Here is a 25,233-nt window from a genome sequence, read left to right as displayed (position 1 = left end):
GTGCTTAGTCCAGACCCAGTACGCCACGCAGCAGAGAGAGATCTTCCGCCAGGGCGGTAATCGGGCCTTTCAGCGCATTACGGTCGGCATCGGTCAGCTTGTCGTAGGTTTCAAACCCGTCTTTGGTGCGGTACTTCGCCAGAATGGTGTCGACCTTTTTGAAGTTGGCATCCACTTTGGCCAGCAGTTCGCCGTTCTCTTTCTGCAGCTGAGGACGCAGCAGGTTAACAATTTTCTGCGCGCCGTCGACGTTGGCCTGGAAGTCCCACAGATCGGTATGACTGTAGCGATCCTCTTCGCCGCTGATTTTGCTGGCGGCCACTTCTTCAATCAGCCCGGCCGCGCCGCCCACCACTTTTGACGGCGGGAAGGCCAGCTCGCTGATGCGCTTTTGCAGTTCCAGCACGTCGCTGTTCAGCTGGTCGGCATACTTCTCCATCCCTTTGGCAGAATTATCGCCGAACAGGGCTTTCTCCAGACGGTGGAAGCCGGTGAATTTCGGATCGGCGGCTTTCTGCTCGAAATCATCTTCGCGGGCATCAATGCTGCCATCAAGGTCAGAGAACAGCTCGGCGATCGGCTCGATGCGCTCGTAGTGCTGACGGGTTGGCGCATAGAGGGATTTCGCTTTTTCGATATCACCGGCCTTCACCGCATCGGTAAAGGCTTTGGTTGCCGTCGCCAGGTCCGCCGTCTCTTTCGTGACGTAGGCTTTATACGCGGTAATCGCATCGCCCAGGCTCAGCACCGCAGCGCCTTTCGCCGCATCGGCCGTCGCTTCACCTTTGACGATCAGCTTCCCTTTAGGGTTGGTCAGCAGACCGCAGGTCATCTCATACTCGCCCGGCTGCAGGTTGGCGGTCATCTTCTGGCTGAAGCCAGGGGCGATATTTTCACGCTCTTCCACCACCAGAACGCCTTTCAGGATCTCCCACTCCAGCGCCTTCTGGCTGTGGTTCTGAATAATAAACTGGGTTTTTCCGCTGTTCACCGTGAGGGTCATCGGCTCACACTGCTTGTCGTTGACGGTGACCTTAACCTGTGGAACATCCGCGCCCCAGGCGGAGAATGCAGAAGCGAACAGCGCGGCAATGCCTGCGCATAACGCACTACGACGGAACTGAATTGCCATGACTCTTCCCTTTAAAAGTATGTTGTAACTAAATCAACTATTACGGCGCAACGCGCGACGCCTGCGTGCCGGTACGCAGCGGCATAGCGAACAGCACCAGCGCCGGAACCAGATAAATAAAGTACATCGCCACTTCGCTGACGCTCGGCGTTTCCTGATAGCCGAAGATACCTTCGAGCAGGGTGCCGGTCAGAGAGTGCGTGGAGAGGACGTTGCTGAGGTCGAACGCCACGTCCTGGAAGTGGTTCCACAGGCCCGCTTCATGGAAGGCGCGAATCGCCCCTGCCGCCAGACCTGCGGCCACCAGCAGAATAAACAGGCTGGTCCACTTGAAGAAGGCGCCCAGGTTCAGGCGGATACCGCCCCAGTACAGCAGGAAACCGAGCACCACGGCCGTGGCGAGGCCCAGCATGGCCCCCAGCGGCGGCCAGATCCCCACATCCTGCTGAAACGCCGCCAGCAGGAAGAAAACAGACTCCAGCCCTTCGCGCGCGACGGCGAAAAAGACCATCATAATGAGCGCCCAGCCGTGGTTATTGCCCTTTTGCAGCGCGTTATCCACCGCCTGCTCCAGCTGCACCTTCACGTTACGGGAGACTTTACGCATCCAGAACACCATCCAGGTGAGGATCACCACCGCAATCACGGCGACGATACCCTCAAACAGCTCCTGCTCTTTCTGCGGAAACTCGCCGGTGGTTTCGTTGATGAGAATACCGAGGCCCAGGCAGAGCGCCGCGGCAAGGAATACCCCGACCCACATGACGCCAATCCAGCGCCCGCGCTGGGTTCGCTTCAGATAACTGGCGATGAGGCTCACGATAAGGGCGGCTTCGAGCCCTTCACGTAACATAATGAGAAATGGAACAAACATGCCGACACCTTAAATGTTTATCGAGGTCAACTGATGCAAAGAAAGGTAAATTCTTGTGATAGTGATTATCATTACGGCAGAAAGAAACACAAGCGAAATGTGCGGTGTTTTGATAACGAGTTGTAAACGCCCAGCCTGATAATAGTTTCAGGTGTTATCGTTAAGTTTATAAGTTATAACGAAAATGCCCATTTACGCTGATTCAGGGCTGTGGCTAAATAACCGCCTCAAACACCTGGTGAAATTAAATTATGTTTAAAATTGTCCATTTCCTGCTGGCGCTGGTCATTATTCTCGCGCTTGCCTGGCTGGTGAGTTTCGACCGCCGAAAAATTCGCATTCGTTTTGTTTTACAGCTGATTGTCATAGAAATTGCTCTGGCGTTCTTTTTCCTGCACGCCGAAAGCGGGTTATTCCTGATTAAATACGTCTCAGGATTTTTTGAGTCGCTGCTCAAATTTGCCGGTGAAGGTACCAATTTCGTCTTTGGCGGCATGGGAGAAAAAGGGCTGGCGTTCATTTTCCTCGGCGTACTTTGCCCGATTATTTTTATTTCCGCGCTGATTGGTATTCTTCAGCACTGGCGGATCCTGCCGATTTTTATTCGGGTAATCGGTACGCTGCTGTCAAAACTGAACGGTATGGGCAAGCTGGAATCTTTTAACGCGGTGAGTTCGCTGATCCTCGGTCAGTCGGAAAACTTCATTGCCTACAAAGGCGTGCTGGGCGATCTCTCCTCTCGTCGTCTCTTCACCATGGCAGCCACGGCCATGTCGACGGTCTCCCTGTCAATTGTCGGGGCATATATGACCATGCTCGACGCTAAATTTGTCGTCGCGGCGCTGATTCTGAACATGTTCAGCACCTTTATTATTCTCACGGTCATCAACCCGACGCGACCGGAAGCGGAGCCGGATATCAAACTGGAAAAACTGCATGAATCGCAGAGCTTCTTCGAGATGCTTGGCGAGTATATTCTGGCCGGTTTTAAAGTGGCGATGATTATACTGGCGATGCTGATTGGTTTTATCGCGCTTATTAGTGCCGTTAACGCCCTCTTCTCCAGCGTATTTGGCATGAGCTTCCAGCAAATCCTCGGCTATGTATTTTATCCCCTGGCATGGCTGGTAGGGATTCCTCTGAGCGATGCCTTAAACGCGGGCAGCATTATGGCAACCAAGCTGGTGGCGAATGAATTTGTGGCGATGATTGAGCTGCAAAAAATAGCGCACCAGATGTCCCCGCGCGGGCTGGGCATTTTATCCGTATTCCTGGTGTCGTTCGCGAACTTCGCCTCCATCGGCATCGTGGCCGGGGCGATTAAGGGCCTGAACGAGCAGCAGGGTAACGTGGTGTCGCGGTTTGGTCTGCGTCTGGTGTACGGTGCGACCCTGGTGAGCCTGCTGTCGGCGAGCTTTGCGGGGTTGGTGCTGTAAGTTTTGTGCCGTTTGTGCCCGGCGGCGCTTCGCTTGCGCGGGCCTACGATACAACAACGGCGGGTTATCCCGCCGTTTTCATTAAAACTGCACGCACACCGGCTGATCGACACGCATTACCGACTCCTGCGCGAAGCGTGACTTATAAATCCCGCGCAACGCTTCGATGTTCTTCTCGCTCTGCGCATCTTTACCGTGGATTAGCATCAACGCCTTGCTCGGTTCACGCGCCACTTTCCCGTCGTTCCCCAGCCACTGCCCGCGGGCATCAAACACCGTTAAGCCATCGCGGAAACGCGGCGTCACGTCCTGGTCAACAAACTGCTGCCATTCGTTGCTGGTGATCTGCGCCCCGGCAGGACGGTTTAAGCCGAAATAGAGCGTGGTTTGCTGCATCTGGTTATCCGCTTTGCAGGTTTCTACCGCCGCATGTTGCGATGGCGCGTTGCAGCCCGCCAGCATCAATAATGCCGCCGCCATTAACCCTGTTTTGATTGTCATGCTTCGCTATCCTCATTGTTATAAGTGCAGCGATATCAACGTAAATTGCAGAATTTAGCAAGAGAGGTTTATTCCCTCTCCCCTTTGGGGAGAGGGTTAGGGTGAGGGGAGAATTATTCCGGCTGCAGCTTAGACGGCGGTGCGGAGTGGTAGTGCGCGTCTGCTTCCGCAAAGCGTTTCTGCATGGAGGCAGACGGTGCTTTACCCAGCAGGCTGAAGACCACGATACCGATGCTGCCGAAGATGAAGCCTGGGATGATTTCGTACAGGCCCAGCCACGCGAACTGTTTCCAGACGATAACGGTCAGCGCACCGATAATCATTCCCGCCAGCGCGCCGTTACGGGTCATACGTGACCACATGACGGAGAACAGCACGACCGGACCAAACGCCGCACCAAAGCCCGCCCACGCGTAGCTCACGAGACCCAGCACGCGGTTTTCCGGGTTGGCCGCCAGCGCGATGGCAATCAGCGCCACCACCAGCACCATAAAGCGCCCTACCCACACCAGCTCTTTCTGGCTCGCGTTTTTACGCAGGAAGGCTTTGTAGAGGTCTTCGGTGATCGCACTGGAGCAGACCAGCAGCTGGCAGCTCAGGGTGGACATTACCGCCGCCAGGATCGCGGAGAGCAGAATACCGGCAATCCACGGGTTAAACAGAATCTGCGCCAGCTCGATAAACACGCGCTCGGCGTTCTGGTTTACCGCGCCCGCCTGCGCCGGGTTATTGCTGAAGTAGGCAATACCGAAGAAGCCGACCGCACACGCGCCCGCCAGACACAGAATCATCCACGTCATACTGATGCGGCGCGCATGAACGATGGTGTGGTGAGAATCCGCCGCCATAAAGCGCGCCAGAATGTGCGGCTGACCGAAGTAGCCCAGACCCCAGCCCATCAGGGAGACGATAGCGACGAAGTTCAGCCCTTTCAGCATGTCGACGTTTTCGATGCTCTTCTGCTTGATCACTTCCAGCGAATCGCCAAAGCCGCCAACGGTGAAAATCACAATCACCGGGGTCAGGATCAGGGCGAAGATCATCAGGCTCGCCTGCACGGTGTCGGTCCAGCTGACGGCCAGGAAGCCGCCCACGAAGGTATAGAGGATGGTCGCCGCAGCACCGGCCCACAGGGCGGTTTCGTAGCTCATGCCGAAGGTGCTTTCGAACAGGCGCGCACCGGCCACGATGCCGGAGGCACAGTAGATGGTGAAGAACACCAGGATCACCACCGCCGAGATAATACGCAGCACGCGGCTGTTATCTTCAAAGCGTCCGGTGAAGTAGTCCGGCAGCGTCAGGGCGTTGTTGTTGGCCTCGGTGTGCACGCGCAGACGGCCTGCCACTAGCTTCCAGTTGATCCATGCACCGACGGTCAGACCGATGGCAATCCAGCTTTCCGAGATACCGGAGATGAAAATCGCACCTGGCAGCCCCATCAGCAGCCAGCCGCTCATGTCGGAAGCGCCCGCAGAGAGTGCGGTCACCATTGGGCCTAAACTGCGTCCGCCCAGAATGTAGTCGTCAAAGTTCTTTGTTGAACGCCATGCCAAAAACCCTATCAGGATCATGCCAAATATATAAACGAGAAATGTCACCAGCATCGGTGTGCTAATAGCCATTCAAATTCTCCAAAAGTGTCGAGCGACAACCGTCCGGGTTGCCTTGTTATATGATCACCGGAACGTGGTGACGGTATCTTGTGTTTCGGTGAGGCGCGCTATCCTGCCGTATGCGCCCTCCGCTGACAAACGATTTAACACTGCATTTACATCAATTTCATCCCCGGCTTGATACGAGTTTCCTATAGGTTGCACTCGCTCACGCTTTTACGGGTTGCACCTTTTAAAAGTGTTAACTCCCGCATAAAAACAGGCTTCCCGGGACAAAGGCAGCACGTTTTTCCAGCTAACCATCCGTTAACAATTCATTCATTTCCCGGGTTGCAAACCAGGTCACATTTAACACGGTTGCACAAAGTTGCAACATGGTGGATATTTCACGCTAACGACCAAACACGATGAAAGCACAACAGGAGCTTTGGCATGGGTATGACCACCATGGGGGTTAAGCTGGATGACGCAACCCGCGAACGGATTAAGACCGCAGCAACCCGCATTGACCGCACGCCGCACTGGTTAATTAAGCAGGCGATTTTTAACTATCTCGAAAGACTCGAGAGCGACGAGGGGCTGCCGGAGCTGCCTGCCCTGCTCGCCGGTGCAGCGAACGAAAGCGAGGAAGCGCCAGCCGCTGGCGACGAGAGCCATCAGCCGTTCCTTGAATTTGCCGAGCAGATCCTGCCGCAGTCCGTCAGCCGTGCCGCCATCACCGGCGCGTACCGTCGCGCCGAAACCGACGCCGTGCCGATGCTGCTGGAGCAGGCTCGCCTGCCGGAAGCCGTTGCCGCCCAGGCGCACAGCCTGGCGTACCAGCTGGCTGACAAACTGCGTAACCAGAAGACCGCCACCGGCCGCGCCGGGATGGTTCAGGGTCTGCTTCAGGAGTTCTCCCTTTCCTCACAGGAAGGCGTGGCGCTGATGTGCCTGGCGGAAGCGCTGCTGCGTATTCCGGATAAAGCCACCCGCGACGCGCTGATCCGCGACAAGATCAGCAACGGTAACTGGCATTCCCACATTGGCCGCAGCCCGTCGCTGTTCGTCAACGCGGCGACCTGGGGCCTGCTATTTACCGGCAAGCTGGTCTCGACCCATAACGAAGCCAACCTGTCACGCTCCCTGAACCGCATCATCGGCAAGAGCGGCGAGCCGCTGATCCGCAAAGGTGTGGACATGGCAATGCGCCTGATGGGCGAGCAGTTCGTCACCGGGGAAACCATTGCCGAAGCGCTGGCGAACGCCCGCAAGCTGGAAGATAAAGGTTTCCGCTACTCATACGACATGCTCGGCGAAGCGGCCCTGACCGCCGCCGACGCGCAGGCCTATATGGTCTCTTACCAGCAGGCGATCCACGCCATCGGTAAAGCGTCCAACGGTCGCGGTATTTATGAAGGCCCGGGCATCTCGATTAAGCTTTCCGCCCTGCACCCGCGCTACAGCCGCGCGCAGTACGACCGGGTGATGGAAGAGCTCTACCCGCGCCTGAAGTCCCTGACTCTGCTGGCGCGCCAGTATGACATCGGCATCAACATCGACGCCGAAGAGGCCGACCGTCTGGAGATCTCCCTCGACCTGCTGGAAAAACTGTGCTTCGAGCCGGAGCTGGCGGGCTGGAACGGCATCGGCTTCGTTATCCAGGCCTACCAGAAGCGCTGCCCGTTCGTCATTGATTACCTGATTGACCTGGCCAGCCGCAGCCGCCGTCGCCTGATGATCCGTCTGGTGAAAGGGGCCTACTGGGACAGCGAAATCAAACGCGCCCAGATGGAAGGGCTGGAAGGCTATCCGGTCTATACCCGCAAGGTCTATACCGACGTCTCTTACCTCGCCTGCGCGAAAAAGCTGCTCGGCGTGCCGAACCTGATCTATCCGCAGTTCGCTACCCACAACGCCCACACCCTGGCGGCAATCTACAGCCTGGCCGGGCAGAACTACTACCCGGGCCAGTACGAATTCCAGTGCCTGCACGGCATGGGTGAACCGCTGTATGAGCAGGTGACCGGTAAAGTGGCGGACGGCAAGCTGAACCGCCCGTGCCGTATCTATGCTCCGGTGGGTACCCACGAAACCCTGCTGGCATACCTGGTGCGTCGCCTGCTGGAAAACGGCGCGAACACCTCCTTCGTTAACCGCATCGCTGACACCACCCTGCCGCTGGACGAGCTGGTGGCCGACCCGGTGCAGGCCGTAGAGAAGATGGCGGCCCAGGAAGGCCAGATTGGTCTGCCGCATCCGAAGATTGCCCTGCCGCGCGAGCTGTACGGCAAAGGCCGCGTTAACTCGGCGGGCCTGGATCTCGCCAACGAACACCGTCTGGCATCCCTCTCCTCTGCCCTGCTCAACAGCGCATTGCAGAAGTGGCAGGCCAAACCGATGCTGGAGCAGCCCGCTGCTGACGGCGACATGCAGCCTGTTATCAACCCGGCAGAGCCAAAAGATATCGTCGGCTACGTGCGTGAAGCCACCGATGCGGAAGTGGATCAGGCGCTGGACAGCGCGGTGAATAACGCCCCTATCTGGTTCGCCACGCCGCCACAGGAGCGTGCCGCCATTCTGGAGCGCGCGGCGGTGCTGATGGAAGATCAGATGCAGTCGCTCATCGGTATTCTGGTGCGCGAAGCGGGTAAAACCTTCAGTAACGCCATCGCCGAAGTGCGCGAGGCGGTCGACTTCCTGCACTACTACGCCGGTCAGGTGCGCGATGATTTCGACAACGAAACCCACCGTCCGCTCGGTCCGGTCGTCTGTATCAGCCCGTGGAACTTCCCGCTGGCGATCTTCACCGGCCAGATTGCCGCCGCGCTTGCCGCAGGCAACAGCGTGCTGGCAAAACCGGCAGAGCAGACCCCGCTGATTGCCGCGCAGGGCATCAACATTCTTCTGGAAGCCGGTGTACCGGCGGGCGTGGTCCAGCTGCTGCCGGGCCGCGGTGAAACCGTGGGCGCCAAACTGACCTCTGATAACCGCGTGCGCGGCGTGATGTTTACCGGTTCGACCGAAGTGGCCTCGCTGCTGCAGCGCAACATTGCCACCCGTCTGGATGCGCAGGGGCGTCCTACGCCGCTCATCGCGGAAACCGGCGGCATGAACGCCATGATCGTTGACTCCTCCGCCCTCACCGAGCAGGTGGTGGTTGACGTGCTAGCCTCCGCCTTCGACAGCGCCGGTCAGCGCTGCTCCGCCCTGCGCGTGCTGTGCCTGCAGGACGACGTGGCGGACCACACGCTGAAGATGCTGCGCGGCGCGATGGCCGAATGCCGTATGGGCAACCCGGGCCGTCTCACCACCGACATCGGGCCGGTGATCGACGCGGAAGCCAAAGCCAACATCGAAAACCACATTCAGACCATGCGCGCGAAAGGCCGTCCGGTGTTCCAGGCGGTGCGTGAAAACAGCGAAGATACCCGCGAGTGGCGTACCGGCACCTTTGTGCCGCCTACGCTTATCGAGCTGGCGAGCTTCGACGAGCTGAAAAAAGAGGTCTTCGGTCCGGTACTGCACGTGGTGCGCTACAACCGTAACAACCTCAACGAGCTGGTTGAGCAGATCAACGCCTCCGGCTATGGCCTGACGCTCGGCGTACATACCCGTATCGACGAGACCATCGCGCAGGTCACCGGCAGCGCCAAAGTGGGCAACCTGTACGTTAACCGCAACATGGTTGGCGCGGTCGTGGGCGTGCAGCCGTTCGGCGGTGAAGGCCTCTCCGGCACCGGCCCGAAAGCGGGCGGTCCGCTCTACCTGTACCGTCTGCTGGCGAACCGTCCTGAGAACGCACTGGGCGTCACCCTGGCACGTCAGGATGCGGAATATCCGGTCGATGCACAGCTGAAAACCGTGCTGACGCAGCCGCTGGAGGCCCTGATCGCCTGGGCGGAGAAACGTCCTGTACTGCGTGCCGTTGCGCAGCAGTACGGCGAGCTGGCACAGGCCGGTACGCAGCGTCTGCTGCCGGGGCCGACCGGCGAGCGCAACACCTGGACGCTGATGCCGCGCGAGCGCGTACTGTGCGTGGCCGATAACGAGCAGGACGCGCTGGTGCAGCTGGCTGCCGCGATGGCAACCGGTTGTGAAGTGCTGTGGCCGGACGATGCGCTGCATCGCGATCTCGCCAAACAGCTGCCGAAAGCGGTCTCGGCCCGCATTCACTTCGCGAAAGCCGATGCGCTGATGACGCAGCCGTTTGATGCGGTGATTTATCACGGTGATTCCGACCAGCTACGCGAACTCTGCGAGCAGGTGGCGGCCCGCAGCGGGGCAATTGTTTCGGTGCAGGGCTTCGCGCGCGGGGAAACCAACCTGCTGCTGGAACGCCTGTATGTAGAGCGCTCTCTCAGCGTCAATACCGCGGCAGCAGGCGGTAACGCCAGCCTGATGACCATCGGTTAATCGTGTAAACTTTCCCCGGTGGCGCTACGCTTACCGGGGCTACAAAACAACCGTAGGCCGGATAAGCGCAGCGCATCCGGCTTTTTTACACGGAGGGGATGATGAAAAGAGTATTTCTCGCAGGCGCAGCGCTGCTGCTGAGCGCTAGCGCGCTGGCCGACGAGTGCGACAAAGCGACTACCCAGCTTGAGCTGAATACCTGTAGCGCGCAGCAGTACCAGACTGCCGATAAAAAGCTCAACCAGACCTATCAGGCCGCCATCAAGCGTGCGGCTGCCCCCCAGCGCGAGCTGCTGAAAAAGGCGCAGCAGGCGTGGATTGCCCTGCGCGACGCGGACTGTGCGTTTATCGGTTCGGGGACGGAAGGCGGGAGCGTCCAGCCAATGATTGTTAACCAGTGCCTGGCGGAAAAAACCGTGGAGCGCGAAGCGTTTCTGGCCTCGCTGATGCAGTGCGAAGAGGGCGACTTAAGCTGCCCTCTCCCACCGGGGAACTAACGCAGGCGGATCCCTTCGATAATCATCCGCTGCACGTTTTCCAGGGTGCTGTGGAAAAACGCTTCGTCCTGGAGCGTTTTTCCAGTCACCGCCTCGACCTGGGCCGCAAAGTCAGCGTAATGCTGGGTGGAGGCCCAAATCATAAAGATCAGATGATGCGGATCGACCGGAGCCAGTTTTCCGCTGGCCACCCATCCGGCGATAATGGCCGACTTATCGTCCACCAGCTGTTTTAAATCTCCGGTTAATTCCGCCTGCAACAGCGGCGCCCCCTGCAGCATCTCAAGACAAAACAGTCGTGAAGCCTGCGGGTAATCGCGCGACACCTCCAGCTTCAGGCGAATGTACTCTTTGATCGCCACCAGCGGGGCCAGCTCTTCGCGGAACGCTTTCAGCGGCGCCAGCCAGATATCGAGGATCTGCTGCATCACCGCGACATAGAGCGCCTCTTTCGACGGGTAGTAGTAGAGCAGATTGGTTTTGGATACCCCGGACTGCTCCGCCACCTGCTCCAGGCGCGTGCCGTGAATACCAAACTGCGAAAAGGTCTCCAGCGCCGCGCTGAGGATCGCCTGTTTCTTAGCGCTCACCGCCTGCGAACGTTTACCTGGTGTTTTCACTGCGCCTTGTGTCATTCCCGCTCTCCTTATTCTGCGTTGCCCTCAGCATAGCAAAACCCCCGTCTCGCCACGACATCCTGCACTCCGATCGCGCATGAATGCCTGTTTTCTGTGCAATGTTTTTGACCAGTTAGTCCACATTTAGCCGCATCAATCCACCAACTTCTGATTAACACATTAATAACACAGCCATTTTCAAAACTGGCACTGCCTTTGCAAAAACACCGTTACACCTGCGACGTAATGAAGAGAGGTTCGTGATGAAAATTGGCGTATTTGTACCCATCGGCAACAACGGCTGGCTTATCTCGACCACTGCACCGCAATACATGCCGACCTTTGAGCTGAATAAAGCCATCGTGCAGAAAGCGGAACACTACCATTTCGACTTTGCGCTTTCGATGATCAAGCTGCGCGGCTTTGGCGGCAAAACCGAATTCTGGGACCACAACCTGGAGTCCTTCACCCTGATGGCCGGGCTGGCCGCGGTCACCTCGCGGATCCAAATCTACGCCACCGCCGCCACCCTCACCTTGCCCCCGGCGATCGTGGCGCGCATGGCCTCCACCATCGACTCCATCTCCGGCGGGCGCTTTGGCGTCAACCTGGTCACCGGCTGGCAAAAACCGGAGTACGAGCAGATGGGGCTCTGGCCAGGGGACGATTACTTCTCGCGTCGCTACGACTACCTGACCGAGTACGTGCAGGTGCTGCGCGATCTGTGGGGTACCGGCAAAAGCGATTTCAAGGGTGACTTCTTCACCATGAACGACTGCCGCGTCAGCCCGCAGCCGTCGGTGCCGATGAAGGTGATTTGCGCCGGGCAGAGCGACGCGGGAATGGAATTCTCGGCGAAATACGCCGACTTTAACTTCTGCTTCGGTAAAGGTGTAAACACGCCTGCCGCCTTCGCTCCGACCGCCGCGCGCATGAAAGAAGCCGCCGACAAAACCGGGCGCGACGTGGGCTCCTACGTGCTGTTTATGTTGATTGCCGACGAAACCGACGACGCCGCGCGCGCGAAATGGGAACGCTATAAGGACGGCGCCGACGAGGAAGCCCTGAGCTGGCTCACCGAGCAGAGCCAGAAGGATACCCGCTCCGGGGCGGATACCAACGTTCGTCAGATGGCCGACCCGACCTCCGCCGTCAATATCAACATGGGCACCCTGGTCGGCTCGTACGCCAGTGTTGCGAGAATGCTCGATGAAGTGGCGGCCGTTCCCGGGGCGGAAGGCGTCCTGCTGACCTTCGATGACTTCCTCACCGGCGTGGAGACCTTCGGCGAGCGCATCCAGCCGCTGATGCAGTGCCGCGCCCACATTCCTGCCGTCACGAAGGAGGTGGCGTAATGACAACCCTTAACGCACGCCCGGAAGCCATCACCTTTGCGCCGGAGCAGAGCGCGCTGATCGTGGTGGACATGCAAAACGCCTACGCCAGCCAGGGCGGCTATCTGGATCTGGCGGGGTTCGACGTCTCCGCCACCCGACCGGTGATTGAGAACATTAAAACCGCCGTCGCCGCCGCGCGCGCCGCGGGCATGCTCATCATCTGGTTCCAGAACGGCTGGGACGATCAGTACGTCGAGGCCGGCGGCCCCGGCTCGCCCAACTTCCACAAGTCGAACGCCCTGAAAACCATGCGTAAACGGCCCGAACTGCAGGGCAAACTGCTGGCGAAGGGCGGCTGGGATTATCAGCTGGTGGATGAACTGGTCCCGCAGGCGGGTGATATCGTCCTGCCGAAACCGCGCTACAGCGGCTTTTTCAACACGCCGCTCGACAGCCTGCTGCGCAGCCGGGGCATTCGCCACCTGGTCTTCACCGGCATTGCCACCAACGTTTGCGTGGAGTCGACCCTGCGCGACGGCTTTTTCCTCGAGTATTTCGGCGTGGTGCTGGAAGACGCGACCCATCAGGCCGGGCCGGATTTCGCCCAGAAGGCGGCCCTGTTCAATATCGAAACCTTTTTTGGCTGGGTCAGTAACGTTGCGGATTTCTGCGATGCCCTGAATCCCCCGCTCGCCCGTATCGCCTGAGGAGACACACGATGCCGAAATCCGTAATTATCCCGCCGGGCACCAGCACGCCCATCGCCCCGTTTGTCCCCGGCACCCTTGCCGACGGCGTGGTGTATGTCTCCGGCACGCTGCCGTTTGATAAAGACAACAACGTGGTGTTTATCAACGACCCAAAGGCGCAAACCCGCCACGTGCTGGAGACGATCAAAACCGTGATCGAAACGGCGGGTGGCACGATGGAGGATGTGACCTTCAACAGCATCTTTATCACCGACTGGAAAAACTACGCCGCGATTAATGAAATCTACGCGGAGTTCTTCCCCGGCGATAAACCGGCCCGTTTCTGCATTCAGTGCGGGCTGGTGAAGCCGGACGCGCTGGTTGAAATCGCCACCGTTGCGCACATCGCGAAGTGAGGCGGCCATGAAACTCTCCGTCTCACCGCCCCCGTATGAGGGTGCGCCCGTGGTGGTCCTTATTTCCGGTCTCGGCGGCAGCGGCAGCTACTGGCTGCCCCAGCTGGCCGCGATGGAACCGGAGTATCAGGTGGTGTGCTATGACCAGCGCGGAACGGGCAATAACCCCGACGCCCTGCCGGAAGGCTACAGCCTGGCACAGATGGCGGACGAACTGGCCCAGGCGCTGGCAGAGGCCGGGATCGCGCGCTACAGCATCGTCGGCCACGCGCTGGGGGCGCTGGTCGGCCTGCAGCTGGCCCTCGACAGGCCCGACGCCCTCACCGCGCTGGTGTGCGTCAACGGCTGGCTGACCCTCAACGCCCACACCCGTCGCTGCTTTCAGATCCGCGAGCGCCTGCTGCATTACGGTGGCCCGCAGGCGTGGGTTGAGGCGCAGCCGCTGTTTCTCTACCCGGCAGACTGGATGGCCGCTCGCGCCCCCCGTCTCGAGGCCGAAGAGGCCCTGGCGCTGGCCCACTTTCAGGGAAAAACCAACCTGCTGCACCGGCTCAGCGCCCTGAAAAAGGCCGATTTCAGCCGCCACGCCGCACGCATCCGCTGCCCGGTCCAGATCATCTGTTCCGCCGACGACATGCTGGTGCCCTCTGTCTGCTCGTGTGAGCTGCAGGCAGCGATCCCGCACAGCCACAGCGCGGTGATGCGCCAGGGCGGACATGCCTGCAACGTCACCGAGCCGGACACCTTTAACACCCTGCTGCTGAACGGGCTGGCCAGCCTGCTGCACAGTCATGAACACGCTTTATAAGGAGCTGTAATGAGCGAAGCCATTAATCCCACCGCGCTGGAAACGCTGTTCACCGGCGCCCGCACCCATAACGGCTGGCAGGATATTGCCGTCAGCGACGAGACGCTGCGCGAAATCTACGACCTGATGAAATGGGGGCCAACCTCCGCCAACTGCTCCCCGGCACGAATTGTGTTTGTGCGAAGCGCGGAGGGAAAAGAGAAGCTGCGCCCGGCGCTCTCCAGCGGTAACCTGGAGAAAACGCTCACCGCTCCGGTCACGGCGATTGTCGCCTGGGACAGTGAATTCTACGAGCGCCTGCCTGAACTGTTCCCGCACGGCGATGCCAGAAGCTGGTTTACCGCAAGCCCCGCACTGGCGGAAGAGACCGCCTTTCGCAACAGCTCGCTGCAGGCCGGCTACCTGATTTTCGCCTGTCGCGCGCTGGGGCTGGACACCGGCCCGATGTCGGGCTTTGACCGACAAAAGGTCGACGAGGCCTTTTTCACCGGCACGACGCTTAAAAGCAATCTGCTGATCAACATTGGCTACGGCGACCCGGGCAAACTTTACGGCCGCCTGCCGCGCCTGACCTTCGACGATGCCTGCGGGCTGGCGTAAGGAGCGATGATGACGACACCGGATAAACAAACCTTTCGCGATGCCATGGCCTGCGTCGGCGCGGCGGTGAATATCATCACCACCGACGGTCCCGCGGGGATGGCAGGCTTCACCGCCAGCGCGGTGTGCAGCGTCACGGATTCCCCGCCCACCCTGCTGGTGTGCCTGAACCGCGGCGCGTCCGTCTGGCCAACGTTCAGCGAAAACCGCACGCTGTGCGTGAATACCCTGAGCGCCGGGCAGGAGCCGCTCTCAAACCTGTTTGGCGGCAAAACGCCGATGGAAGAACGCTTCGCCGCCGCCCGCTGGCAGAGGGGCGACACCGGCTGCCCGCGTCTGGAGGATGCGCTGGCCTCGTTTGACTGCCGCATCAGCCAGGTGGTGAGCGTCGGTACCCATGACATTCTGTTTTGCGACATTGTTTCGATTATTCGCCACCCCGCGCCGCAAGGTCTGGTGTGGTTTGACCGCAGCTACCACGCGCTTATGCGCCCCGCCTGTTAACCCGCTTTAAGGAGACAGACCATGTTCGGATTTCCCCATTGGCAGTTGAAATCGACCTCCACAGAAGCAGGCGTGGTCGCGCCGGATGAACGCCTCCCGCTCGGGCAGACGATGGTGATGGGCGTCCAGCATGCGGTTGCGATGTTTGGCGCCACGGTGCTGATGCCGATGCTGATGGGGCTCGATCCCAACCTCTCGATTCTGATGTCGGGTATCGGCACCCTGCTGTTCTTTTTTGTCACCGGCGGGCGCGTGCCCAGCTATCTGGGATCCAGCGCCGCCTTTGTCGGCGTGGTTATCGCCACCACCGGGTTTAACGGCCAAGGGATCAACCCCAACCTGAGCGTGGCCCTCGGCGGCATCATCGCCTGCGGTCTGGTGTATACCCTGATTGGTCTGGTAGTGATGAAGATTGGCACGCGCTGGATCGAGCGCATGATGCCCCCGGTCGTGACGGGCGCCGTGGTGATGGCGATTGGCCTGAACCTCGCCCCGATTGCGGTCAGAAGCGTCTCCGCCTCGCCGTTTGAAAGCTGGATGGCGGTGATCACCGTGCTGTGCATCGGCCTGGTGGCGGTGTTCACGCGAGGCATGATCCAGCGGCTGCTGATTCTGGTCGGGCTGATTGTTGCCTGTCTGGTGTATGCCCTGCTGGCGAACGTTTTTGGTCTCGGCAAGCCGGTGGATTTTACGCTGCTGCATCAGGCCGCCTGGTTCGGCCTGCCGAAAGTGACCTCGCCCACCTTTAACACCCAGGCGATGATGCTTATCGCACCGGTGGCGGTGATCCTGGTGGCAGAGAACTTAGGTCACCTGAAGGCGGTCGCGGGAATGACCGGGCGCAGCATGGATCCGTACATGGGCCGCGCGTTCGTCGGTGACGGGCTGGCAACCATGCTCTCCGGTTCCGTGGGCGGCAGCGGCGTCACCACCTATGCCGAAAACATCGGCGTAATGGCGGTGACCAAAGTCTACTCGACGCTGGTCTTCGTGGCGGCGGCGGTAATGGCGATGCTGCTCGGCTTCTCACCGAAATTCGGCGCGCTGATCCACACCATTCCGTCACCGGTTATCGGCGGGGCATCGATTGTTGTGTTTGGGCTGATCGCCGTGGCCGGCGCGCGCATCTGGGTGCAGCATCGGGTCGATCTCAGCCAGAACGGTAACCTGATTATGGTGGCCGTCACGCTGGTGCTGGGTGCGGGCGATTTTGCCCTGACGCTGGGCGGCTTTACGATCGGCGGGATTGGCACAGCGACCTTCGGCGCGATCCTGCTTAACGCCCTGCTGAGCCGCCGGAAAGGGGATGAAACGCAAGGAGAAGCCATCAGCCCCTCCACCTGAAATAAATGCCGCTTTCTTGCCGGGTGACGCTACGCTTACCCGGCCTACATGCCTGTTGTAGGCCCGCGCAAGCGAAGCGCCGCCGGGCAAAACGGGCAGCGCGCTGCTAGCGATCTGCCCCTTGTTCTACGCCCAACCCGGCAATCGCCTTACGTCGTTTTTTTAACTTCAACTCGCTCACCAGCACCCCGGCGACAATAAACGCTGCGCCCACCAGGGCCAGCAGCGGCAGACGTTCCCCGGCCAGTCGCCCGAAAATGCCCGCCCAGACCGGTTCACCGGTATAAATCACCGTCGCGCGGGTTGGCGATACGCTGCGCTGCGCCCAGTTCATGGTGACCTGGATAATGGCGCTGAAGATACCCAGCCCCAGTGCGACCACCACCAGACCGGTGGACATCGGCGGTATGGACTCGCCTGCCGGAACCATCGTCGCAAACGCCACCAGCGACGCGGTAGCGAGCTGTACTACCGTAACCCGCTTGACGTCCACCTTGCCCGCCCAGGCGCTAATCAAAATAATTTCCGCCGCAATGGCAATCGCCCCAATCAGGGTGATGATTTCGCCTGGCCCCAGCGCCAGGAGGTTGTTTTCCGGCCCGGCCAGTAAGATCAGACCGATAAACGCCAGCACGATGCCAATACAGGACATCAGACCGGGCAGCCGCCCCAGGCACAGCCACTGCAATAGCGGCACCAGCGGCACATACATCGCGGTGATAAACGCGGATTTGCTGCTGGAGATGGTCTGCAATCCCCACGTCTGCAGGCTGTAGCCCATCGCTATCGCGACACCAATGGCCACGCCGGCTTTCAGCTCTTTGAGCGTCAGACCCCGCAGCGTGTTAAGCGAAATCAGCCCTACGGCAAGCGCCGCCGTCGCAAAGCGCAGACCAACGAAGAAGAACGGATCGCTGAGGGTCACCGCGTACTGAACGGCCAGAAACGTCCCGCCCCAGAACATGGTGATGAGAATGAGGATGGCTTCCTGCGGTTTTACGGAGAATTTAAAGCGTGAGACAGACATGCGGCACCAGCAAGTGAGAACAATTCTGTAGTGTGCGTTGCCTTTGGTTACAGTTCAATGTTGCAGAAATAAAAAAACCGCCGGGAGATCCCGGCGGCAGGGGTTCAACCCGGCGTGTTACTTACTGCTGCTGCCGTGGCTGTTTTTACCCCCTTTCTTGCCAGCTTCAGATGCGCGTTGCGGGTCATTCTTGAAGTTGCCCCCGCTATGCTGGCCACCTTTACGGCCTGCTTCTGATGCTCTTTCACGGTCTTCTGCGAAATTACCTGAACCACCACGATGGTTTGCCATCTCTAACCTCCAGAATGTGAAACATTAGACATCATATTGCATTCAGTAAAAGAGGATTCTTTCACCTCGCAACACAAGGGCAGAGCCTTTATCTGTGCTGCGTGAAACTAAGCTTAGTGGAATGCCGCTATCCGGCAAGCCGCAGGTAATATTCTGCAACATGAACTCAGCCTTTCGGGTGAGATGACGCGACGGGGATGCATAAACCTTTCTTATCATTTTAAAAATCCGCACCGGGAAAGTTGTATCATTTTGCTACAAAGTCATTTTTCTACGCATGTTGTTATAAATCAAATAAATGGCGTTCATTTTTGCAGTCTGGCTGTGATGACATATCTTTAAAAGAACGCAGCGATCCGCTGTCAGAAAAACCAACGAGGAGTGATGCAAAATGGCAAAAGTTCTGGTGCTCTATTATTCCATGTATGGACACATTGAAACCATGGCTCACGCGGTAGCAGAAGGTGCAAACAGGGTTGATGGCGTTGAGGTTGTGGTCAAACGCGTACCGGAAACCATGCAGGCGGAAGCCTTCCTGAAAGCCGGGGGTAAAACACAAAACGCCCCGGTCGCCACCCCGCAGGAGCTGGCGGATTATGATGCCATTATCTTCGGCACCCCGACCCGCTTCGGCAATATGTCGGGCCAGATGCGCACCTTCCTCGATCAAACCGGCGGACTTTGGGCATCCGGGGCGCTTTACGGCAAACTCGCGAGTGTATTCAGCTCTACCGGGACCGGCGGCGGCCAGGAGCAGACGATTACCTCAACCTGGACTACCCTTGCTCATCACGGGATGGTGATTGTGCCGATTGGCTACGGCGCACAGGAGCTGTTTGACGTTTCCCAGGTGCGCGGCGGTACGCCGTACGGCGCAACCACCATTGCCGGTGGGGATGGCTCACGTCAGCCAAGCAATGAAGAACTGTCTATTGCCCGCTATCAGGGTGAATATGTCGCGGGTCTGGCCAAAAAACTGAACGGCTAATACCCAACAGGAGGACAAGCATGCCAACTCAAGAATCCAAAGCTCACCACGTGGGCGAATGGGCAAGTTTACGCAACACCTCTCCGGAGATTGCCGAAGCTATCTTTGAAGTCGCGAAGTACGATGAAAAGCTGGCCGAGCAGATTTGGGAGGAAGGTAACGATGAGGTGCTGGTGCGCGCCTTCGAAAAAACGGACAAAGACTCGCTCTTCTGGGGCGAGCAAACCATAGAACGTAAAAACGTCTAAGCGTTTCCCCCCGCTATCACGCGGGGGGTTCTCTTTTATTTCGCCGCGTTATTCATCACCGCATTGAATTTGTCGACAGGACAGAAGCCGTTCGCATCTACCGGGCAGCCCTTCAGCTCCAGCGTCACGCGCTGCGCCGGAGACTGCAGCGACAGCACGCTGGCGTTACGCAGCTGCTCTGAGCTCTGGTAGACATACTCAATTTTCATCAGCTCCTGGTTGGCATTTTTGTCGTGCCAGCGCTGGAAGACAATTTTGCCGCCAATCGGGGTGCGCTCCTGCTGGTCGTGCAGCTGATAGGGTTTGAAATCCAGGGCGGTGAGCAGGGAAGCAATGTTCGAATCATGCCCCACCAGCAGGGTGATCTTAGGTGCTTTCGCCTGGTCGGTAACCAGGGTTTTATCGATATATTTCACCAGCGGCTTCGCCACGTTTTGCGCCACCTCGGTGGAGGTAAACAGCGAATCCTGATAGCCGTTCTTCAGCTTCGACAGCACGCGCCACTGCTGGTCGGTCTTGATTTCACCCCAGGCGACCTGGTCGGCCGGGAAGCCTTCGTAATATTGCAGCGTGAACGCATCCACCAGCGAGTTACCCACCTTCAGCGGCCCGGATACGCCAGGCTCTTTTTCATAGTCGGCGCTGAAGGTATCTTTCGCATCCGCCAGCGAGCAGACTTTTTTCTCCTTGCACGACGGCGAGTCGGCGTAGTTTGTCATCTGCTCCAGCAGCTTGTAGCTGTCTGCGAGCTGCATTTTCTGCCGCTCGGCCTCCATCGCCTTCAGCGCTTTTTCGCGGAATTCAGGTGAGTTGTCGGTAATCACCGGATTGAAGGTCGGATCCATGGTGCCCATTTTTTCCTGATGGTGCACAGGAACGTCGCAGCCCGGGAACGCGCCGGTGATAAAGAACTGTGCGGTGGCGACGGTACGTTGCAGGCTGTTGGCATAAGCGTAAACGCTATCCGCCGCTGGACATTCTCCCGTCTTCACTATCCCCTGCTGCGCCAGCCACTCGCGCATGTAATGGCCCATATACACTTCCAGCACGCCGCCTTTGGTGGTGAGCTGGCCGCCCGGCACTTCCCATTCCGGCCACTGTTTCGGCGTGGACTGCTCCAGCACGCTGCCGTTGTTGGCGAGCGGCGCGCGCAGGTTATGGCGACTCATGATTAAAACTTGCTCCAGCTGATACCCTTCCGGCGTCTCTTGCGCCTGCACGCCAAACGTTGCTGAAATGGAACCGGCGACTGCCAGCGCGAGTAGTGCTTTTCTCATCCCTAATTCCTCACTCGTTTTAAAATGTCGCGCTCAGTGTGACAGATTCGTCACAATTTTCCGGGAAGCATTTCTCAAACTGATGATTAACGTGCTTACGGTGGGTACGGATTAGTTTTATAATAAAACCACACCCTGCTGGAGAATTCGCTGTGAAACGTACCCGCCTTGAAGAGAGCACCTGCCCCGTCGCCCGTTCGCTGGATATCATCGGCGACTGGTGGTCGCTGCTGATTGTTCGCGATGCGCTGCGCGGGATTAAACGCTTCGGCGAGTTCCAGAAAAGCCTCGGTATCGCGAAAAACATGCTGACCACGCGGCTAAAACTGCTGGTTGATGAAGGCATCCTCCGGCTTCAGCCCGCATCCGACGGCAGCGCCTGGCAGGAATACGTCCTGACCGAAAAGGGGCGCGCCCTGCAAACCGTGCTGGTTGCCCTGTCCCAGTGGGGGAATGAATTTTTGTTTGCTGAAAACGAATGCGGCACCGTGCTGGTCGATTCCGAACAGCGCAAACCCCTGCGCAAACTGGCGCTTATCGCCGACGATGGGCGCGAACTGACGCCTGAAGAGATCGTGGCTAAACTCCCCTCCTGACCGTTCCCGACGGCAAAAGCACAAAATGATCGCCAATATGGTTGCATTATAAAACCAAATAGCAGAGAGTTAATTCAGTTTCATCTTGAAACCAAATAACCCACTTTGCTTTGAGGTAACACACGATGACTACGCAAATCACCACCGCCCTGATCACGGGTGCCTCCTCCGGGATTGGCGCCGTTTATGCCGATCGTCTTGCCGCGCGCGGTGCCAACCTGGTGCTGGTCGCTCGCCGCGAAGATCGCCTGAAAACCCTCGCCGCCGACCTGCGCGCGCGCTATGGCGTGGCCGTCGATATTCTGGTGGCCGATCTTACCGATGAAGCCGGGATCCGCGCCGTGGAAGAGGAACTGCGCAGCAATGCCGCCATTGATACGCTCATCAACAACGCGGGCACCGCGCAAATGGCACCGTTCCTCGCGGGCGAGGTAGCGCAGCATCAGGCCATTAACACCCTGAACACCACGGCGCTGATGCGTTTGACCTACGCCATCCTGCCCCGTCTGGCGCAGAATAACCGCGGCACGCTGATCAATATCGCGTCCGTGCTGGCCCTGCACGTCCGGGCGGGCAGCGCGCTCTACAGCGCCACTAAGGCGTGGGTACTGAGCTTTACCCGTGGGTTACAGGAAGAATTTGCCGACAGCAGCGTGCGTATTCAGGCCGTACTGCCCGCCGCCACCGCAACGGAAATCTGGAGCCATTCAGGCGTCACGGTGGACGATCTGCCGGAAGGATCGGTAATGACCACCGACGATATGGTGGATGCGTCGCTGGCGGGTCTGGATCAGGGCGAACCGATCACCATCCCGCCGATGCATGATGCAGGCCTGTGGGAGCGCTACGAAGCGGCGCGCCTTGAGCTGTTTAGCAGCGCACGCACCGGCATTCCGGCACCGCGCTACGTAAAACAGTAGCCTAACGCTGGAGCTGGTCGCCGTACTCGCTCATCCAGGCGGCCAGCGGCGAGAGTGCATCCTGCAGGGTTAACCCCAGCCCGGTGATCTGATACTCCACGCGCGGCGGGATCTCCGGGTAGACCGTCCGCGTCACCAGCCCGCGCTGTTCAAACAGGCGCAGCTGCTTCGTCAGCTCTTTCTGGGTGATGGGTGCAGCCGCCCGCAGCAGGTCGCCAAAGCGTACGGGCGTATTAAAGACAATCAGGCGATAGAGAATGGGGATCGCCCATTTGCCGGAAATCAGGTTCACAAACTGCGTCATCGGGCAGGTATTCGCCTCAGATTTTTTTTCACAGCACTCCTCCAGCATTTCTGCCATAGCACACCTCTTGCCTCTTTAGTATCCATTTGGTACCTGGTTTCCTTTCGATACTAACGTTTCTATAGTGCTTTCTCCAGAGACATTTCAGGAGAAGAACATGGGTCGTTTAACCGATAAGTATACGTTGATTACCGGCGGCACCAGCGGCATCGGTCTTGCCACCGCGCAGGCGTTTATCGCCGAAGGGGCGCGCGTCGCCGTGACCGGACGCAACCCGGACACCCTCGCCGAAGCAGAGCGCATTCTGGGCGATAAGGCCTGGGTGATCCCAACCGATGCGGGCGATATCGCGTCGCAGAAAGCGCTGGCGGAAACCCTCGCCGCCCGCTGGCCGCGCCTGGACGCGGTGTTTCTCAACGCCGGCGACGTAACGCACGCGCCGCTGGAAGCCTGGCAGGAGGATGCGTGGGATCGCCTGATGGGCATCAACCTGAAGGGACCGTTCTTTTTAATCCAGGCGCTGCTGCCGCTGCTGAATAACCCGTCGTCGGTGATCCTCTGCGGCTCCGTGAGCGCGCGCATCGGCCTGCCCACCAGCAGCGTGTATGCCGCGAGCAAGGCCGCCCTGCTGTCGCTGGCGCGCACGCTGTCGGCGGAGCTGCTGCCGCGCGGGATCCGCGTCAACGGCCTGAGCCCCGGCCCGGTGGAAACCCCAGCCTTTACGAAAACGGGCTTAAGCGACGAGGCGCTTAACGCGATGATGGCGGAGATCATCAAGCTGGTGCCGCTTGGCAGAATGGGCTCGACGACGGAGCTGGCAAAAGCCGCGCTCTATCTGGCCTCCGACGAGTCGAGCTACACGGTGGGAACGGAGTTGCTGGTGGACGGCGGAATGGGGAGCCTGTAACTCAAAAGGCGCTGATGCCGGTGACGATGCCGACATACAGCGCCGCCCATACGCAGGCGGAAATCAGGCTGACGGCGTAGACCTTTGCTGCATTCAGCCTGAGCATCCCCGCCGCCAGCGGGACGATGTAACGCAACACCGCCAGAAATCGCGACGTAAACAGCACGATGACACCGTTCTTTTGCAGCTGGTGCTGTACCCGCAAGAACTTGTCGGCATGCTTTGAGGTAAAACGCGTGACCAGCCGGGTGTGCCCCATCATCTGGCCGATATGGTAGTTCAGCACCGAACCCGCCGTTGCCCCCATCACCACGGCCAGCCACGCCAGCGCAGGATGCATGCTCGCCTGGCTGACGGTCATGCCCGCCAGCAGCATCACCGAGGCGGGCGGCAGCACGGAGGAGATCAGCACCGTCGACTTGCTCAGCGCCATCATAAATAACAGCGCGAACAGATGTGCCGGATACAGCGCAAAATGATTCAGCAGATTATCAAACCACGCCATTTTCCTCTCCTCCGTTGATTATATAATCCTCCATTAGAAATGAATGACCTTAAATAAACCATCAACGCTTTATTAAATAAGATTCTCCTAAACCGTTCTTAAACATTATTTAATTTCCCGAGCGGCAATATCAAATAAGCGTATTATTTCCCTCGTTTTACAACGATCTCGTTATGGCGAGGCTCCTGTACAAATACACGTTATCGCTCTGGTAGGTTCGAGAGAATCGACACAGGGTAAAACAGGCACTGTCGAATCAAGGCTTTGTCAGTATAACTTCCCTCACGGGATACGGTGTACAGTGCTGAACCCAGGACGTGGGGATCTCCTCTTCGACATGCCCTGTCTTGCTCGCCCCTGAGAGATTTTATTATTCAAAGGGAATTCACTATGTCTTACGCTATTCACAACCAAAACCTGGCATTCAATGACAGCGCGATCGCGCAATATATGAATACCGATTTTATTGTCCTCGATATTTCATTATGCGTGGCGCTGGCGCGCGAGCAATTTTTCGAAAAATTAAAAGACGACGATATTCCGTCTCATATTTTTATTGAGGACAATGGCCGCCTGGCGGGCATGATTGCCGTGCGTAAATTGCTGCAGACCGTCGACACGGTACAGCCGGTGAAATCGCTGATGATTTCGCAGTTTTTGCAGGTCAAACCGGAGGATGAACGTGCCGACGTTGCCGGGCTGCTGGCGCACGGCGGCGCGGACGTGGTTCCCGTGGTCACCCACGGCAAGCTCGTCGGCTGTCTGACCGAGCGCGAAATCGCCCATCTGCTGGAGGATGACGTCACCGAAGATGCTCAGCTTCAGGGGGCGACGCTGCCGCTGGAGAAGCCCTATCTGGACACCAGCCCGTATAGCCTGTGGAAAAAACGCTCCGTCTGGCTGCTGCTGCTGTTTGTCGCGGAGGCCTACACCAGCTCGGTGATCCAGCATTTTGAAGAGGCGCTGGAGTCCGCCATCGCGCTGGCGTTTTTTATTCCGCTGCTGATCGGCACGGGCGGCAACAGCGGGACGCAGATCACCTCCACCCTGGTGCGCGCCATGGCGCTGGGGGAAGTGCGTTTGCGCGACGTTGGCCGCGTGCTGCGTAAAGAGATGACCACCTCGCTGATGATTGCCGCCACGCTGGGTCTGGCCGGATGCATTCGTGCCTGGATGATGGGGATTGGGCTGGAAATCACGCTTATCGTCAGCCTGACGCTGGTATGCATTACGCTGTGGAGTGCGATTGTCTCGTCCGTGATTCCAATGGTGCTCAAGCGCTGCGGCATCGACCCGGCGGTCGTCTCCGCGCCGTTTATCGCGACGCTTATCGACGGTACCGGGCTGATTATCTACTTCAAAATTGCCCAGTACACGCTGGGGCTGGAGTAAGCTTGCGAGCACCTC

The 25,233-nt window shown here is 58.7% G+C and carries 26 protein-coding genes and 1 riboswitch; of the genes, 16 read left to right on the top strand and 10 right to left on the bottom strand.

The genetic code is table 11. The annotated features are described in order from the left end of the window. Positions 1–4: 4 nt before the first annotated feature. Together efeO and efeU are read right to left on the bottom strand one after the other, a co-directional pair. The gene (gene efeO / locus AC4IC4_RS08185; protein WP_024908974.1) at positions 5–1,132 is read right to left on the bottom strand and encodes an iron uptake system protein EfeO; all 1,128 of its coding nucleotides are present in this window, start codon (positions 1,130–1,132) and stop codon (positions 5–7) included. A 40-nt stretch (positions 1,133–1,172) separates the two neighbouring features. Continuing rightward, the gene (gene efeU / locus AC4IC4_RS08180; RefSeq protein ID WP_491472531.1) at positions 1,173–2,006 is read right to left on the bottom strand and encodes an iron uptake transporter permease EfeU; all 834 of its coding nucleotides are present in this window, start codon (positions 2,004–2,006) and stop codon (positions 1,173–1,175) included. A gap of 251 nt (positions 2,007–2,257) precedes the next feature. Between efeU and AC4IC4_RS08175 the strand changes: the two genes are divergently transcribed. Then, a complete protein-coding gene (locus tag AC4IC4_RS08175) occupies positions 2,258–3,442 on the top strand; it encodes a NupC/NupG family nucleoside CNT transporter (RefSeq protein ID WP_024908972.1) in 1,185 nt (394 codons plus the stop codon). Between the two features lie 81 nt (positions 3,443–3,523). Here AC4IC4_RS08175 and AC4IC4_RS08170 read toward each other — a convergent pair whose 3' ends face one another. Both AC4IC4_RS08170 and putP read right to left on the bottom strand, forming a co-directional pair. Continuing rightward, the gene (locus tag AC4IC4_RS08170; RefSeq protein WP_032648964.1) at positions 3,524–3,943 is read right to left on the bottom strand and encodes a DUF3574 domain-containing protein; all 420 of its coding nucleotides are present in this window, start codon (positions 3,941–3,943) and stop codon (positions 3,524–3,526) included. Between the two features lie 113 nt (positions 3,944–4,056). Then, on the bottom strand, positions 4,057–5,565 hold the full coding sequence (putP, locus tag AC4IC4_RS08165; RefSeq protein WP_024909642.1) for a sodium/proline symporter PutP: 1,509 nt from the start codon (positions 5,563–5,565) through the stop codon (positions 4,057–4,059). A gap of 423 nt (positions 5,566–5,988) precedes the next feature. Here putP and putA point away from each other — a divergent pair, with 423 nt between their 5' ends. Together putA and AC4IC4_RS08155 are read left to right on the top strand one after the other, a co-directional pair. Further along, positions 5,989–9,951, top strand: a complete 3,963-nt coding sequence (gene putA, locus AC4IC4_RS08160) for a trifunctional transcriptional regulator/proline dehydrogenase/L-glutamate gamma-semialdehyde dehydrogenase (protein WP_491472530.1) — start codon at positions 5,989–5,991, stop codon at positions 9,949–9,951. 101 nt (positions 9,952–10,052) lie between these two features. Beyond that, positions 10,053–10,448 (top strand): lysozyme inhibitor LprI family protein, encoded by a 396-nt coding sequence (locus tag AC4IC4_RS08155; protein ID WP_491472805.1) that lies wholly within the window; start codon positions 10,053–10,055, stop codon positions 10,446–10,448. On the opposite strand, the gene rutR is transcribed toward AC4IC4_RS08155, so the two are convergent. Next, on the bottom strand, positions 10,445–11,083 hold the full coding sequence (rutR, locus tag AC4IC4_RS08150; protein WP_008499819.1) for an HTH-type transcriptional regulator RutR: 639 nt from the start codon (positions 11,081–11,083) through the stop codon (positions 10,445–10,447). The two genes, AC4IC4_RS08155 and rutR, sit on opposite strands and share 4 nt — an antisense overlap. 245 nt (positions 11,084–11,328) lie before the next feature. On the opposite strand from rutR, the gene rutA reads away from it, so the two are divergent. Genes rutA through rutG form a run of 7 tightly spaced genes read left to right on the top strand, consistent with a single transcriptional unit; the run spans position 11,329 to position 16,763 of the window. After that, entirely contained in the window at positions 11,329–12,420 is a 1,092-nt protein-coding gene (rutA, locus tag AC4IC4_RS08145) for a pyrimidine utilization protein A (protein ID WP_491472529.1), read from the top strand. After that, positions 12,420–13,109, top strand: coding sequence for a pyrimidine utilization protein B (gene rutB / locus AC4IC4_RS08140; protein ID WP_032648971.1), 690 nt, complete (start codon positions 12,420–12,422; stop codon positions 13,107–13,109). The genes rutA and rutB overlap by 1 nt, the downstream gene beginning before the upstream one ends. Positions 13,110–13,120: 11 nt before the next feature. Next, entirely contained in the window at positions 13,121–13,507 is a 387-nt protein-coding gene (gene rutC / locus AC4IC4_RS08135; RefSeq protein WP_008499822.1) for a pyrimidine utilization protein C, read from the top strand. Between the two features lie 7 nt (positions 13,508–13,514). Further along, complete coding sequence (rutD, locus tag AC4IC4_RS08130; RefSeq protein ID WP_491472528.1) at positions 13,515–14,315, top strand: pyrimidine utilization protein D; 801 nt, start codon at positions 13,515–13,517, stop codon at positions 14,313–14,315. Positions 14,316–14,324: 9 nt separating this feature from the next. Then, the gene (locus tag AC4IC4_RS08125) at positions 14,325–14,915 is read left to right on the top strand and encodes a malonic semialdehyde reductase (protein ID WP_048989850.1); all 591 of its coding nucleotides are present in this window, start codon (positions 14,325–14,327) and stop codon (positions 14,913–14,915) included. A 9-nt stretch (positions 14,916–14,924) separates the two neighbouring features. Then, on the top strand, positions 14,925–15,419 hold the full coding sequence (rutF, locus tag AC4IC4_RS08120) for an NADH-dependent FMN reductase RutF (protein ID WP_491472804.1): 495 nt from the start codon (positions 14,925–14,927) through the stop codon (positions 15,417–15,419). A 21-nt stretch (positions 15,420–15,440) separates the two neighbouring features. Further along, the gene (gene rutG, locus AC4IC4_RS08115; protein WP_491472527.1) at positions 15,441–16,763 is read left to right on the top strand and encodes a pyrimidine utilization transport protein G; all 1,323 of its coding nucleotides are present in this window, start codon (positions 15,441–15,443) and stop codon (positions 16,761–16,763) included. Positions 16,764–16,869: 106 nt separating this feature from the next. Here rutG and AC4IC4_RS08110 read toward each other — a convergent pair whose 3' ends face one another. After that, on the bottom strand, positions 16,870–17,790 hold the full coding sequence (locus tag AC4IC4_RS08110) for a DMT family transporter (protein WP_491472526.1): 921 nt from the start codon (positions 17,788–17,790) through the stop codon (positions 16,870–16,872). Between the two features lie 117 nt (positions 17,791–17,907). Further along, the gene (locus AC4IC4_RS08105; RefSeq protein ID WP_024909630.1) at positions 17,908–18,081 is read right to left on the bottom strand and encodes a con-10 family general stress protein; all 174 of its coding nucleotides are present in this window, start codon (positions 18,079–18,081) and stop codon (positions 17,908–17,910) included. Between the two features lie 391 nt (positions 18,082–18,472). On the opposite strand from AC4IC4_RS08105, the gene wrbA reads away from it, so the two are divergent. Both wrbA and AC4IC4_RS08095 read left to right on the top strand, forming a co-directional pair. Then, on the top strand, positions 18,473–19,069 hold the full coding sequence (wrbA, locus tag AC4IC4_RS08100; RefSeq protein ID WP_024909629.1) for an NAD(P)H:quinone oxidoreductase: 597 nt from the start codon (positions 18,473–18,475) through the stop codon (positions 19,067–19,069). 20 nt (positions 19,070–19,089) lie between these two features. Next, complete coding sequence (locus tag AC4IC4_RS08095; protein WP_008499832.1) at positions 19,090–19,317, top strand: YccJ family protein; 228 nt, start codon at positions 19,090–19,092, stop codon at positions 19,315–19,317. A 35-nt stretch (positions 19,318–19,352) separates the two neighbouring features. Here the strand turns inward: AC4IC4_RS08095 and agp are convergent, their stop codons facing one another. Then, entirely contained in the window at positions 19,353–20,594 is a 1,242-nt protein-coding gene (agp, locus tag AC4IC4_RS08090; RefSeq protein ID WP_491472525.1) for a bifunctional glucose-1-phosphatase/inositol phosphatase, read from the bottom strand. A 152-nt stretch (positions 20,595–20,746) separates the two neighbouring features. Here agp and AC4IC4_RS08085 point away from each other — a divergent pair, with 152 nt between their 5' ends. Both AC4IC4_RS08085 and AC4IC4_RS08080 read left to right on the top strand, forming a co-directional pair. After that, positions 20,747–21,190 carry a winged helix-turn-helix transcriptional regulator gene (locus AC4IC4_RS08085; protein ID WP_032648983.1) on the top strand — a complete coding sequence of 148 codons (444 nt, stop codon included), beginning with the start codon at positions 20,747–20,749 and terminating at the stop codon, positions 21,188–21,190. Between the two features lie 125 nt (positions 21,191–21,315). Then, the gene (locus AC4IC4_RS08080) at positions 21,316–22,110 is read left to right on the top strand and encodes an SDR family NAD(P)-dependent oxidoreductase (protein ID WP_491472524.1); all 795 of its coding nucleotides are present in this window, start codon (positions 21,316–21,318) and stop codon (positions 22,108–22,110) included. Position 22,111: 1 nt separating this feature from the next. Here AC4IC4_RS08080 and AC4IC4_RS08075 read toward each other — a convergent pair whose 3' ends face one another. Further along, on the bottom strand, positions 22,112–22,471 hold the full coding sequence (locus tag AC4IC4_RS08075; protein WP_491472523.1) for a winged helix-turn-helix transcriptional regulator: 360 nt from the start codon (positions 22,469–22,471) through the stop codon (positions 22,112–22,114). A gap of 100 nt (positions 22,472–22,571) precedes the next feature. Between AC4IC4_RS08075 and AC4IC4_RS08070 the strand changes: the two genes are divergently transcribed. Then, a complete protein-coding gene (locus AC4IC4_RS08070) occupies positions 22,572–23,321 on the top strand; it encodes an SDR family oxidoreductase (protein ID WP_029741836.1) in 750 nt (249 codons plus the stop codon). A gap of 1 nt (position 23,322) precedes the next feature. Here AC4IC4_RS08070 and AC4IC4_RS08065 read toward each other — a convergent pair whose 3' ends face one another. Then, on the bottom strand, positions 23,323–23,826 hold the full coding sequence (locus AC4IC4_RS08065; RefSeq protein ID WP_061715572.1) for a DedA family protein: 504 nt from the start codon (positions 23,824–23,826) through the stop codon (positions 23,323–23,325). A gap of 160 nt (positions 23,827–23,986) precedes the next feature. Continuing rightward, a riboswitch (M-box (ykoK) riboswitch) is annotated at positions 23,987–24,156 on the top strand. Positions 24,157–24,216: 60 nt separating this feature from the next. On the opposite strand from AC4IC4_RS08065, the gene AC4IC4_RS08060 reads away from it, so the two are divergent. Continuing rightward, positions 24,217–25,218 (top strand): magnesium transporter, encoded by a 1,002-nt coding sequence (locus tag AC4IC4_RS08060; protein WP_491472522.1) that lies wholly within the window; start codon positions 24,217–24,219, stop codon positions 25,216–25,218. The last annotated feature ends 15 nt before the right edge of the window (positions 25,219–25,233 follow it).

Source organism: Enterobacter sp. Taxon_2, assembly GCF_058355295.1.
Note: the sequence above shows the minus strand (reverse complement) of the source record. Positions and strands in the feature narration are given on the sequence as shown.

Coding starts and splice junctions, on each gene's coding strand:
- AC4IC4_RS08170 (WP_032648964.1), bottom strand. CDS start 3,943: ATGACAATCAAAACAGGGTTAATGGCGGCGGCATTATTGATGCTGGCG.
- AC4IC4_RS08070 (WP_029741836.1), top strand. CDS start 22,572: ATGGGTCGTTTAACCGATAAGTATACGTTGATTACCGGCGGCACCAGC.
- AC4IC4_RS08060 (WP_491472522.1), top strand. CDS start 24,217: ATGTCTTACGCTATTCACAACCAAAACCTGGCATTCAATGACAGCGCG.
- AC4IC4_RS08080 (WP_491472524.1), top strand. CDS start 21,316: ATGACTACGCAAATCACCACCGCCCTGATCACGGGTGCCTCCTCCGGG.
- efeO (WP_024908974.1), bottom strand. CDS start 1,132: ATGGCAATTCAGTTCCGTCGTAGTGCGTTATGCGCAGGCATTGCCGCG.
- AC4IC4_RS08065 (WP_061715572.1), bottom strand. CDS start 23,826: ATGGCGTGGTTTGATAATCTGCTGAATCATTTTGCGCTGTATCCGGCA.
- AC4IC4_RS08105 (WP_024909630.1), bottom strand. CDS start 18,081: ATGGCAAACCATCGTGGTGGTTCAGGTAATTTCGCAGAAGACCGTGAA.
- efeU (WP_491472531.1), bottom strand. CDS start 2,006: ATGTTTGTTCCATTTCTCATTATGTTACGTGAAGGGCTCGAAGCCGCC.
- rutF (WP_491472804.1), top strand. CDS start 14,925: ATGACGACACCGGATAAACAAACCTTTCGCGATGCCATGGCCTGCGTC.
- putA (WP_491472530.1), top strand. CDS start 5,989: ATGGGTATGACCACCATGGGGGTTAAGCTGGATGACGCAACCCGCGAA.
- rutG (WP_491472527.1), top strand. CDS start 15,441: ATGTTCGGATTTCCCCATTGGCAGTTGAAATCGACCTCCACAGAAGCA.
- AC4IC4_RS08175 (WP_024908972.1), top strand. CDS start 2,258: ATGTTTAAAATTGTCCATTTCCTGCTGGCGCTGGTCATTATTCTCGCG.
- putP (WP_024909642.1), bottom strand. CDS start 5,565: ATGGCTATTAGCACACCGATGCTGGTGACATTTCTCGTTTATATATTT.
- AC4IC4_RS08075 (WP_491472523.1), bottom strand. CDS start 22,471: ATGGCAGAAATGCTGGAGGAGTGCTGTGAAAAAAAATCTGAGGCGAAT.
- rutD (WP_491472528.1), top strand. CDS start 13,515: ATGAAACTCTCCGTCTCACCGCCCCCGTATGAGGGTGCGCCCGTGGTG.
- rutC (WP_008499822.1), top strand. CDS start 13,121: ATGCCGAAATCCGTAATTATCCCGCCGGGCACCAGCACGCCCATCGCC.
- AC4IC4_RS08110 (WP_491472526.1), bottom strand. CDS start 17,790: ATGTCTGTCTCACGCTTTAAATTCTCCGTAAAACCGCAGGAAGCCATC.
- wrbA (WP_024909629.1), top strand. CDS start 18,473: ATGGCAAAAGTTCTGGTGCTCTATTATTCCATGTATGGACACATTGAA.
- agp (WP_491472525.1), bottom strand. CDS start 20,594: ATGAGAAAAGCACTACTCGCGCTGGCAGTCGCCGGTTCCATTTCAGCA.
- rutA (WP_491472529.1), top strand. CDS start 11,329: ATGAAAATTGGCGTATTTGTACCCATCGGCAACAACGGCTGGCTTATC.
- rutB (WP_032648971.1), top strand. CDS start 12,420: ATGACAACCCTTAACGCACGCCCGGAAGCCATCACCTTTGCGCCGGAG.
- AC4IC4_RS08155 (WP_491472805.1), top strand. CDS start 10,053: ATGAAAAGAGTATTTCTCGCAGGCGCAGCGCTGCTGCTGAGCGCTAGC.
- AC4IC4_RS08125 (WP_048989850.1), top strand. CDS start 14,325: ATGAGCGAAGCCATTAATCCCACCGCGCTGGAAACGCTGTTCACCGGC.
- AC4IC4_RS08095 (WP_008499832.1), top strand. CDS start 19,090: ATGCCAACTCAAGAATCCAAAGCTCACCACGTGGGCGAATGGGCAAGT.
- rutR (WP_008499819.1), bottom strand. CDS start 11,083: ATGACACAAGGCGCAGTGAAAACACCAGGTAAACGTTCGCAGGCGGTG.